The sequence below is a fragment of the uncultured Nostoc sp. genome, from assembly GCF_937863485.1.
GTDB lineage: Bacteria > Cyanobacteriota > Cyanobacteriia > Cyanobacteriales > Nostocaceae > Nostoc.
In genome coordinates this window covers 1-11,788 of record NZ_CALMFY010000025.1, presented here as the reverse complement: position 1 = coordinate 11,788, position 11,788 = coordinate 1, and the positions used below count along the sequence as shown (strand labels likewise).

At 42.1% G+C, this 11,788-nt stretch carries 10 protein-coding genes; 8 read left to right on the top strand and 2 right to left on the bottom strand.

What is annotated here, in order from left to right; all coding sequences use genetic code 11:
- Window positions 1-3: 3 nt before the first annotated feature.
- Window positions 4-210: a hypothetical protein gene (locus Q0541_RS04005; protein WP_298905864.1), complete on the bottom strand. Its 207-nt coding sequence runs from the start codon at window positions 208-210 to the stop codon at window positions 4-6.
- Here Q0541_RS04005 and Q0541_RS04000 point away from each other — a divergent pair.
- The 8 genes from Q0541_RS04000 to Q0541_RS03965 all read left to right on the top strand — a co-directional run bounded on the left by Q0541_RS04000 (window position 185) and on the right by Q0541_RS03965 (window position 10,667).
- On the top strand, window positions 185-1,393 hold the full coding sequence (locus Q0541_RS04000) for a hypothetical protein (RefSeq protein WP_298905861.1): 1,209 nt from the start codon (window positions 185-187) through the stop codon (window positions 1,391-1,393). The genes Q0541_RS04005 and Q0541_RS04000 overlap by 26 nt on opposite strands.
- 38 nt (window positions 1,394-1,431) lie before the next feature.
- The gene (locus Q0541_RS03995) at window positions 1,432-2,058 is read left to right on the top strand and encodes a hypothetical protein (protein ID WP_298905855.1); all 627 of its coding nucleotides are present in this window, start codon (window positions 1,432-1,434) and stop codon (window positions 2,056-2,058) included.
- Between the two features lie 68 nt (window positions 2,059-2,126).
- Window positions 2,127-3,971 carry a VgrG-related protein gene (locus tag Q0541_RS03990; RefSeq protein WP_298905853.1) on the top strand — a complete coding sequence of 615 codons (1,845 nt, stop codon included), beginning with the start codon at window positions 2,127-2,129 and terminating at the stop codon, window positions 3,969-3,971.
- Window positions 3,972-4,333: 362 nt separating this feature from the next.
- The gene (locus Q0541_RS03985; protein WP_298905850.1) at window positions 4,334-4,840 is read left to right on the top strand and encodes a PAAR domain-containing protein; all 507 of its coding nucleotides are present in this window, start codon (window positions 4,334-4,336) and stop codon (window positions 4,838-4,840) included.
- A 394-nt stretch (window positions 4,841-5,234) separates the two neighbouring features.
- Window positions 5,235-5,648 (top strand): GPW/gp25 family protein, encoded by a 414-nt coding sequence (locus tag Q0541_RS03980; RefSeq protein ID WP_273769682.1) that lies wholly within the window; start codon window positions 5,235-5,237, stop codon window positions 5,646-5,648.
- Window positions 5,645-7,846 (top strand): putative baseplate assembly protein, encoded by a 2,202-nt coding sequence (locus Q0541_RS03975; RefSeq protein ID WP_298905840.1) that lies wholly within the window; start codon window positions 5,645-5,647, stop codon window positions 7,844-7,846. The genes Q0541_RS03980 and Q0541_RS03975 overlap by 4 nt, the downstream gene beginning before the upstream one ends.
- 317 nt (window positions 7,847-8,163) lie before the next feature.
- Complete coding sequence (locus Q0541_RS03970; protein ID WP_298905838.1) at window positions 8,164-9,195, top strand: phage tail protein; 1,032 nt, start codon at window positions 8,164-8,166, stop codon at window positions 9,193-9,195.
- A 272-nt stretch (window positions 9,196-9,467) separates the two neighbouring features.
- Window positions 9,468-10,667, top strand: a complete 1,200-nt coding sequence (locus Q0541_RS03965; RefSeq protein ID WP_298905836.1) for a DUF4159 domain-containing protein — start codon at window positions 9,468-9,470, stop codon at window positions 10,665-10,667.
- A gap of 344 nt (window positions 10,668-11,011) precedes the next feature.
- Here the strand turns inward: Q0541_RS03965 and Q0541_RS03960 are convergent.
- Window positions 11,012-11,788, bottom strand: a 777-nt coding sequence (locus Q0541_RS03960; protein ID WP_298905834.1) for a Tab2/Atab2 family RNA-binding protein, incomplete at its 5' end; no start/stop codon positions are given.

Genomic DNA, 11,788 nt, shown 5'->3' with positions numbered 1-11,788 from the left:
TCTTTAAGCACCAAAATTTACTCCAACATCCGCTGAATTTGCTGAAATTGCTATAGCACCAAAAGTTACCGCCACATCCCCTGAGATTGGTGAAACAGCGATCGCACCATAAGTTACCGCCAGATCACCTAAGATTGGTGAAGTACCAAAAATAACAGCCACATCACCTGAAATTAGTGAAACGGTGATCGCACCAAAAATAACAGCCACATCACCTGAGATTGGTGAAACTGCGATCGCGCCACAAGTTAGCGCCACATCACCTGAAATTGGTGAAACTGCGATCGCGCCACAAGTTACAGCCACATCATCTGAGATTGGTGAAACTGCGATCGCACCAAAAGTGACTGCTACATCACCTGAGATTGGTGAAACTGCGAGTATTTTCCGGAAAATTATTGACAATGAACAAACAATAAAATCAGAATTTCCCACTGCGGTAACAAATCCTGAAATATCAACCTATGTTGATACCTCAGATAATCCAATCTCCCTGCAAGATCAGGTAAACACACCACCTAAAGTCGAGCAAAATACGACCGAAGAAAATTTGCCAGCACCTAAAGGTTATGCTACTGATGGTCAGGTGACAGACTCCCACGTTAATACCAGGGATGCACAGAAAAATTTACCTCTACTACATGACATTAACACTGGTGGGACACCGCAGGATATTATCCTTCCAAGTTTACAGACACCCGATCCCACAGAACCAGAACAAAAAACTTCTCCAGAGACTCCGACTAAAGTCGATTCTTTTCCAGACACTTCATTACAACTGAAAAGCGCTGAGATTCATTCATCTCATGTATCTAATTCTTTAATTCCTTCTTCCTTGGGGTTGAATATTGGAAAACGGAAACTTTCGATCCTCAATTCTCCACAGCTTAATCCTCTTCAAAACGAGACAAGTGATGTAGGTGAACCTGCACCTCAATACTCATCGCCTCCCCTGATTTTCCGAAAAGCAAATTTTAATACTACTACTAATACAGCTTCCCAATCATCAAACACACCTTCTCAATGGTCAAGTGTGGAAGATTTACTAAATGGAAATAATGATGAATTCACTAACTTTAATTTTAATAGTGTGGAATCTAACGGCCAAAATTATGAATTTTCTGATGTTTCAGAATCGCCACAAGTTTTTGCTAAACGCCTTCCTGCACCTAGAGGCTTTGCTGAGGATGGAAAGGTCACACCCGACACATCTAGAGACATAGAACCAGTAACTGAGACGATAAAGAACACTTATTCATCTTCTAAAGGAGATGCTAAAGATGATACGGATGATCTTGAAGCTCTAGCACGTGAAATTTATAGCAGATTACGCCAACGGATAGAAATTGAGCGAGAGCGTCATGGCGGTCACTCAGGTCGATTACCTTGGTAAATTCCCATTCAATAATTATTTTTTGGAGAAATACTTAAATGCCAAGTCCAGCAATTATTGTTATTCAAAAGCTTCAACCGCAACTTGAGAAAGCCAAACTTCTAGCTTATAACAAGGAAGCACCAGATATTGAATTAATGTTTAATCCTACAGACATTAGTTTTGCTCGCACTGTTAGGTGGAAAAATGACGATGGTAATAGAGGAACTACTCTACTTCCCAAGATAAATTTTTCGGCAATTGAGCCTTACACTTTCACACTTAAACAGTTACTATATGATACTTATGAAACGAAAGAGTCGGTGATGAAAAAGTATATAGACAACATTAAGAAAGGTGTTGAAGGTATCACTAAAATACCTGACAGTCGTCCACCTGTTTACATATTCACATGGAAAACAGAGTATTTTTATTGTGTAATCACGAGTCTAACTTACACTTTAAATATGTTTCTGAGTGATGGGACACCAGTAAGGGCACTGGTAGATATAGCCTTGCAAGAAGTAGATCAAAAAAACCTTCCTGGAGGAACTCAATCTCTATCTCAAGCCGAAAATCGTCAGCGTTCGCCAAGTAATAGTTTAGGAAATACGGGGAAACAAAATTCACCAAGGTCACAAAACCCATCAAAGTCACAAAACCCACCAAGGTCAGGAAGGAGATAAAAACTAATTTATCACTAGTTTGTTCTTAAAGACTGCTCTAAACATTTCATAGTTGCAAAATAATAGTTATGCCTGCTAAAGAAAGCCTTTATTTAAGTAATCTTCAAATTAAGATAGACGGAAAAGCCGCTTCTCCTGAATTAATGGAGGATGTGTTGCAAATGACAATAGAAGAAAGCCTTCATTTACCAGCGATGTTTACGCTAGTAATACATAATAGCTATAATCCTACATCTGACCAACCACAAAACCAGCCTTGGCGACATGAGCCGTTTTTTAAGATTGGGAAAAAAGTGACGTTGGGTTTTAATTCGAGTACTACTCAAGATAAGAATTTTCAACAAGAAAAGATAGAAAAAGTACTGATTGAAGGCGAAATTACAGGGATGGAAGTTCACTTCAATGAAAAATCTGAAGCTGATATGATTGTTCAGGGCTATGATATTTCCCATCGTCTTCACAGAGGTCGTTATAATCGTTCTTTTTTGAACCAAACTGATGGCACGATAGTCGAAACAATAGCTAAAGAAGTAGGGATAACAGTTGGCAATGTAGACAAAAGTACCGCAGTCAATGAGTATGTCTTCCAAGAAAACCAAACTAATATGGAGTTTTTGCGGGAAAGGGCAGCCCGCATTGGTTTTGAATTATTTGTTACAGATGGCGAAATAAATTTTTGTGCACCAAAACCAAAAGCTAAAAAACCTTTACCACCTTTACTACTAGAATGGCTGGTTGATATTAATAAATTTAGTACTCGCGTCACCAGTGCTGAACAAGTGAGTTCTGTGGAAGTACGTGCCTGGGACTATACCAAAAAACAATTGATTACCGGAAAAGCTAACAAAGAGGAGCAACTAAGTAAAACAGGTAATAATCAAGGAAGTAGCACCAGTACTGCATTTACCAATCTTAAGCCCTACAACATGACTGTTGTAGATAAACCTGTTGCCACTCAAAAACAAGCAGATACTATGGCTCAGGCTCTGTGTGATGAACTGGGAGGAGAATTTGTTTATGCAGATGCCAAGGCAGAGGGTAATCCTGAGATTCGACCGGGGCGAATTATTAGTCTTAAGGGTATGGGCGATCGCTATAGTGGAGAGTATTATGTTACAGAAACCCGCCATTTCTACAGTAAGCGGGTTTATTACACTGATTTCAGCGTCCGGGGACTACGTTCTGGTGACTTATTCACAACTCTATCTACACAAAAACGCCTACTGCCATCTCAGACTTTATTAGTGGGAATTGTAACTGATAACAATGACCCAGAGGGATGGGGTAGAGTGAAGGTTCAGTTTCCCACCCTCACAGAAAAGCATACAAGTGACTGGGCGAGAGTTGTAGCTTTGGGAGCAGGAAAAGACAGAGGTTTCGACTGTTTACCAGAGGTGAAGGATGAAGTCTTGGTAGGTTTTGAGCATGGCGATATCTACCGTCCCTACATAATTGGCGGAGTATGGAACGGGATGGATGCACCACCGGAAGACGTGGCTGACTCAGTTACAACAAAGGGTCTTGTAAGATTACGCACCTTTAGAACTCGTGTAGGACATATTCTACAGTTTGTCGAAGAAGATGAATCAGGTAATAAAAGCGGTAAAAGTGCTAAAGGTGCTAAAGGTGCTAAAGGCGCTAAAGGTGCTAAAGGCGCTAAAGGTGGTAACACTAGTAAAACAGGTATTCGCCTAGAAACTATATCTGGTCATCAAATTTATCTCAATGATAGTGAAAAGTGTATAGTGATTACAACCAAAGGCGGTCATGAAATCAAAATGGACGACAGTCTTACTTCTAAATCTGTTTCAGTGACATCAAAAGGTAGTCTGTCATTAGATGCACAAACAAATATAGACATTACAGCCAAGGGCATCATTACAGTTCAAGGCAAGCTAATTAAACTTAATTAATTACTAATTCGTAATGACGCTCTCTACAAGAGGCTCTTGCTAGCTTGCTTCCCGATAGGGGAACGAATACTCGCTCTAAGCGAACACGAACAGCGTCTCTAAGAGACGCAGCCTCTGGTAGAGAAGGCTTTACGTTGCATTAACGTAATTCGTAATTTTTGGCGAAACACCACAGGAAATTATAAATTGTGGTCTTGAATTATTTGGTAATAAATTCTAAACTAATTCAATTACGAATTACGTAGCTTGCTTCTCGCGACTCGCGTAGCGTCTCATAGAGAAAGCGAATATTACCAATTACGAATTATTCTCATTGGGCTTTTTTAAAGTTTGATAATGAAAAACACTATTGGGAGTTTGTCATGCCAGGTAGAGCAGCAGCAAGAATTACCGACAATGTAGCGCATCCCTTACCGCCAGTATTGACAGGAGGCCCAGGTAGTCGCAATGTGTTGATTGGGTCTTTACCTGCGTGGCGGGGTGTGCTGGCACCAGCAGTAGCGGGTTTGCTATCTGCCAAAACATCTTCTAATACGACTGTCTTAGCAGCTGAGGCTGCTAGCAAGGCGGCGGCTGGTACACCAGGGGCACCTGCTGCTCTAGCCGCCGAACAAAATGTAAAGACAATAGCATTAACTACCATGAGTAGCACAATCCGTTCTGCTGCGGCGGCAGGTGCTGATATTCATAATTGCGCCACACCCTCGCCCGTACCTCCACATGGGCCCGGTGTTGTAATTGACGGTAGCAAGACAGTGCTAATTAACAATCTGCCTGCCTGTAGGATGGGCGATACTATTATAGAAGCATTAGGGCCACTACCGAATAAAATTACCAAAGGTTATCCTACTGTTTTGATTGGCGGCTGATTGAAGAGGTGGAGGGGATGAGGGAGTAGGGGGTACAGAAGTGGATCTGATCTGCGTCCACGAGTAAAAAAGACTCATTCACGAGTATTAAAGACTCGTCCGCGAGTATTAAAGACTCATTCACGAGTATTAAAGACTCGTCCACGAGTATTAAAGACTCATCCACAAATCTTAAGTAAGTAAGCGGAAATAATTAGAAGATGGTGTAGGGTGGTGTTACCGCGTTAGCATAACGCACCGAAAATCTTAAATGGTGCCCTGCAAAAGCCGTAACACTACAGCTACAACTGCCCTCTGCCTCTTCTGTTCAATCTCGACCTTTGGCGAATAGGCTTAAACCTTCTATGCCGATATCTTTGAAGATATCCATATAACAGCTGTCTAAGTACCAGATATGGTTTATGGTGGGCAAAAAGACTATTTAGGGACAGGTTTGGCTTATCCACTGCATTTAAATGTGCAAGGTGGGATACAACTTAGCCGTGAAGATCAAAAAGTTAAAGAATCTATTTGGATTATCCTTCGCACTGGAGTAGGTGAGCGGCTTTATCGACCTACCTTTGGATCTCGCTTGTCAGAATTGGCGTTTGCAACCTTGAATAGCGAGACCCTACTGCGAATCCGTCTTTATGTCTTGGAAGCTTTAGAAGTTTGGGAACCGCGCATTATTATCGATGAAGTTATCGCCGATCCCGACCCTGTACGTGGCAGAGTGGATATCATCATCAATTATCGACTCAAAGATGGGCCCGATATTTATAGTTTTGTTTATCCTTATTATTTGGTTTCAGCTGGGGAGGAATCGTGAACTTTGACTTTTTACCGAAATTACCTTCTTCCAACTTAGACGATCGCGCCTTCGATGATTTGGTGGAAGAATGTATTATGCGTATTCCTCGCTACTGTCCAGAATGGACAGACCATAACCTCAGTGATCCAGGGATTACGCTAATTGAGTTATTTGCTTGGTTAACTGACCAGATGTTGCTCAGATTTAACCAAGTACCTCGAAAAAATTATGTAGCTTTCTTAGAATTACTGGGTATTCGTCTCCAGCCTGCCGCCCCAGCCCGCACGGAATTAACTTTTTATTTAAGCGCTGCACTGCCTGAAGTTTACACTATTCCAGCAGGATTAGAAGCTTCAACTATCCAAACTGAAACCACAGAAGCTATTACCTTTAGTACAGATTCTCCTCTAATTATTGGCATACCCCGGATACAGCACTTATTAACTGCCCAAATCGCCGAAGACATTCCCCAAACTCTGCGAGAAAGAGTCACAAGTTCATGGACTCGTGAATCTGACGGTTTCTGGACAGGCAGTGAAGTATCGATATTTGAAGAGGAACCCCAGCCTGGTAACTGCTTTTATTTAGTGATCGCTTCTGATGATCCTTTAGATGGTAATGTTCTAGATATTACTTTCCAAGGAGCCGCAGCTACGCCTGCTGGTATTAACCCCAATCAACCGCCTCGGAAGTGGGAGGCCTGGGATGGAGAACATTGGCAACCAGTTTTATTGCAAGAGTCAGATGATGACACTCGTGGCTTCAGTTTTTATGAACTCGCTGAACAGGGTGGGAACCCGTCTCAAGGAGCAGATGTTCGTTTGCATTTACCGCAAAATTGGCCTGTTACCAACTTTACCTCTTACCGGGGTCGCTGGCTACGTTGTACCTTTACTGTCACAGAAACAAATCAATCTGGTTACAATCGTCCACCACGAATTACTGGTTTAGCAGTGCAGTCAATGGGTGGTACGGTACGGGCTAGTCACAGTACTTTCATTCAAGATGAGCGTCTAGGAATCAGTGAGGGTAAACCCGGACAGACTTTTGAATTACAAAGCGCACCGATTTTAGAACGCAGAGAAAATGAATATATCTTAGTTACTCCCGCTGGTGGATTGCCTCAGAAGTGGACTGAGGTGAGAGATTTTGCTGATTCAAGGTCGCATCACTTTCATTACACCATCGATTCGATCACTGGTACAATCCAATTTGGGCCGCTGATTCGTGAACCTAGCGAACTTAAACAGCAAACACGGGTGCGATCGCGAATCCAGCAACCATCACTAAATGACACATTTGTACAAGTTAGTACCTTGGAAAACAATCAATCTGAACACCAGTACGGGGCGATTCCTCCCCGTGACTCAGAAATTAAAATGGTTGCTTATCGTACAGGCGGTGGTAGAGAAGGCAATGTTCAAGCTGGAACAATCCAGTTTTTGAAGTCTGCATATCCGTATATTACTAGTGTGATCAATCATGTACCAGCAGTCAATGGTGCGGATGCGGAATCACTGGAGCAAGCTGTGATCAAGGCTCCCCGCATCCTCCGCACCCGTGATCGCGCCGTCACTGCCGAAGATTTTGAAGTTTTAGCTCAACAGGCGGGGAATGGTGCGATCGCACGTGTCCGCTGTTTGCCAGCAAATTCTCAAAGACAAGCTGGTATAGTTAGTTTGCTGATAGTTCCATTCGCAAATACAGATGCGATCGCCCAAGGCAATGGGATGACACCAGAAGAGTTTGCTCTGAGTAATGCACTTCAAGAGCAAATTATGAGTTACTTAGATGAAAGACGGTTATTAGGGGTACAAATAGAATTAGAAGAACCGAATTACGTAGGTGTTTCTGTACAGACAGAAGTTGCTTTAGAGCCAGCCTATGACAACCCTTTTGCCAGAGAAGAAATTCGCCGCAATTTAAGGCGATCGCTGTATAAATATTTAAATCCATTAACTGGAGGAATGGACGGCAAAGGTTGGCCATTTGGGCGACCTGTTTATATATCGGATATTGTGGCATTACTGCAACAAACCCCGGGCGTGCGTCATTTAGGTCCCGTTTTGCTGTTTCCCATCCGCAAGCAAGGAGAAAATTGGCGACGACAACCATCACCAGAACAATTGATTGACCCAGGATCGGAAGGTTTAATATGTTCTTGGACTAATACCAATCTGCGTTCAAATCATGATATCCAGATCATTAATCGCTGATCCAAAATTGGATAATTAGTATTGTTTGAAATTTCTGGAACAGCATTTAATTAACCGCAGAGGCAAGGCAGTGCGCCCTTTTCCCTTGGCGTCTCCCCTTCTCCCAAAGGGAGAGGCTAGCGCCAAGGGAGAAGCAACTGCCGCGCAGAGAACACAGAGGAAGAGAAAAAGAGGAATTGGATAATCTTGCACCGCAAACAAAGTAATTCAAAATCTAAAATCGTTCGACTGAGCGCTGACGACGTACCACTTCGTGGAAGCAAGCTACGCGTAGCGTTCCGCAGGAAAGTCTAAAATCCAAAATTGGTAGAGTAGTTATGGTTCAAAGTCGCTTTAGTCCATCTGTACGCATTCAATTAACGCCAATGCAAATTCCTGAAGCTTTACCTGTGGCAGGTTTAGCATTTGCAAATGCGGAAAACATGGATGTAGCTGGACGTAGTTTACTCTTGCATCCTGGGCATCCGAGCGAGATGATTGTGCAAGTGCAAAACTTAGAACAACGTCCTTTGCGGGTGAGCTTAAGCGTTGACGGAAATTTTCCTAGCGAGTGGTGTCAGATTGGCACAGAAGGTAGTGAAATACCCCCTCGCGGACAAATGGATGCTGTCCTTTACTTCTCAATTCCCGACACATTTTTTGAAGACCAAGAAGCGATCGCTCCTGGAAAAAAAGACAAACTAACTCTCAATTTTCGCAGTTTAATTACTCTACATATAGACCGAGGCACTGACAACGAACAAATTGAGAGAAGTGAGTATTTTGATTTATATATCCGCCCTTACACAACCTACATGGAATTCTTGCCAATTTTGTATCGGGAAGTGGACTTTATTGGTCGCTTCATCAAAATATTTGAGCAAGCTTTTCAACCAATAGTTGATAGTTATAACGTCATGTGGGCAAACCTTGATCCCTTGACAGCACCACAAGCACTACTACCCTTTATGGCTCATTGGGTTGCTTGGCAAGTAGATTCAGTTTGGGATCTCCAGCAACAGCGGCGTTTAATTAGCCGGGCTGTAGAACTTTATCGCTGGCGGGGAACTCGTAAAGGATTGCGTCTCTATTTACATCTTTATACTGGTTTACCTCTAGACGAACATTTACCTAATGAAGCTGATAAACATATTAGTATTACAGAACCTTTTGGCCCAAGTTTCATTATCGGAGACGCACAACTAGGAAATGCAGTTTTAGCCGGTGGGCAACCATATCACTTTATAGTACGTTTGCGTTCAAATATTTCTAGTGGCATCATCAATGAAGAACTTATCCAAAGAATCATAGAACAAGAAAAACCTGCTTTTTGCACCTATGAACTATCTATAGAAAATCCTCCTAATTAAATAATTTGTAATTTGTAATTAAGTAAGTAAAATTAAATTGTAGGGTGTGTTATCGCCAAAAGTACGGCATTATCAAGAATTAAAAGTGCGTTAGCCTTTGGCATAACACAACGCCAGTTGCTACAACTTTAAAAACCAAAGTAACACACTGACTTCCCTACATCTAATTTAAAATCAAAACTTGAATAGTTAGTATTGTTGGAGATTCCTGAAACCGGCTTTTAATCCCAAATCCCAAATCTAAAATCTAAAATCTAAAATCCAAAATTGATATGTCCCATCCTTTCCCACCCCCACCAATTAAATCCTTTGAACGCCTGCAAGCCGCAGACGGGTTACTAATCAATGCGGAACGCTGGCGCACAGCCCATGATTACCACCGTAATCGGCAAAATGCCCAATATCAAAGTTTAAACCAACCAGGAATTGTCTGCGGTTTAGGCGTCCGAGATGTGACTGCCCCAAGCCAAGTTGAAGCTAAATATCGAGATGGGCGCTGGGTGCAAATTCAACCTGGGATTGCAATTGATTTAGCAGGTAATCTAATTGTTGTACCGACTTCTTATGATTTTCCCATTGATATAGAAGTAGCAACTTCTGAACCAATCATGATCTACTTAGTAGTTAGCTATGTAGACCCTGATGAATTGCGGCGCGGACAGCAAAGAGATATTGTTCAAGAAACTTATCGAATTGACCAAAGAAACTCCATACCAGTCAGTTCAGAAATAGAAATATGCCGGATACTTCTGCAACCCGGACACACTGAAATTAACCAACCTGCGGATGCTTTCTTTCCTGGATATAACAATATTGATTTGCGTTATCGCCGTCAGGCACAAATGCGTCCCCAAGCACTTGTGTGTATGGCGCAGGCGAATCATAGTGATCCTGAATGTGCGCGTAATTTTTTCAGCCTTTCTTATTTGTTACAAGCAGTAGAACCCCTATATCCCAGTTTGCGAGGGGCTGATGAACCAGGTCAGGTTTCTTTAGGAGAAAATATCCAAGACTATGACATACTTTATCTCACAGGTGGACAGGCCATATCTTTAAATAGTCTCGAATTTGAATCTCTAAAAAATTACTTAAATTTAGGTGGTGTGCTTCTCATTGATGCACCAACAAATGCTACTGCTCTAATTGAGAGTACTCAAGCATTAGCACAACAGTTAGATAGTCCTTTAAGACCTTTAGAAGAATTGCAACGGAGTCATCCTTTAAGGACAAAACCTTTCTTATTTGCTGCCTTGCCAATGGTTAATCAACAGCAAATTAAACTGTTAATTGGTGGAGGAATTATTTTAGCGATTGGTGATTTAGCAACTGCTTGGGGACTGGATAGAGATTTGAGTTTACCTAGATTGACCATTCGTACAGCTCAGGAACTCGGAATTAATATTCTTCATTTTGCTTGGAAGCGGCGACAGTTGATAGGTTTGCAACAGGAAGATAATTCAGGGCAGTGGTGAAAGCCAAGTTAGTAGAGTGAGCATTGCTTTAAATAATATTGCACCTATTCCACATTTTTTTGGCAATGCCTACTCTATAACCCAATACAGTTAAGGATAATTGTAAGGTTGGGTTGAACGAGCGTTTATTTGCTTTACTAAGTTCATTTCATTATATATATCTGCAACTATGCCACAGTGGTCAATATCTTGTACTCAGATAAGTAGATGGATATAAATAAATATAAGATAGTTTGTCATTGCGTTGGCGCAGCCTTCCCGTAGGGTGATATTGGCTAAAAGTCATATTAACAAAGTAAATAAATAAGCGGGAATAAACAGAACAATATTTTTGGCAATTAATATCAATCTTCTGCCCGCAATAACCAAAAGCCGCTATAAGTCATCCCGGAATCATCTGGTTGCACTAACAAAAAATGCAATCCTCGGCTTTGCTGTTTTCGCTGTTCATATGTTTGGGCTGCTGTTCTAACTTCTGAATCTTCAAAAGTGGCAACAATCCACCTATCTACCAAGCCAGCTTCTAGTACCAAGCCATCTGGTGCGCCAGATATGTAGTTAAATGCTACAGGACGGGCTTGCTGCAACCACCGTCCTAGGCGCATCGATTGGCGTCCACCATAAATTACCACACCAGGGACGGGCACTGTTGACGCCAAACCCAAATTGATAGGTTTCAAAAATTCTGGGATGTGCAAAATGGGAATGGGGCGATCGCTAAATCTGGTTTCCACATCACTAGCAGCCAGAGTCGCAAAACGCCATTGTTCTCCCCAGAGGTTTTCTGGTAATGGTGCTGGGGGTGGTTTATCCAGTGCTGAGGGATACTGCTTTTCCTGCAACCACTGCTTCAGTGCCAAAGTGTGGCGGGTAGGTTCGATATTTATACTTAAATTGCGTCCCGCCGCCTCAATTAAACTTAGAGACTGAGGACGAAACACCTGAATCACATCTGGCAATTTTTCACCAGCAGCCAATTCAAGTTGAGTCGCAACCCAATTTGAATTTGCTGCTGATTGGAGACAGGTGGCTTCATACTCAAAGCTGCGAGTTGCGTCACAAATCAACAACTCCCATAAAATTTGTCCAGATGCATCTTGTAAGGGACGACGATAAAAATC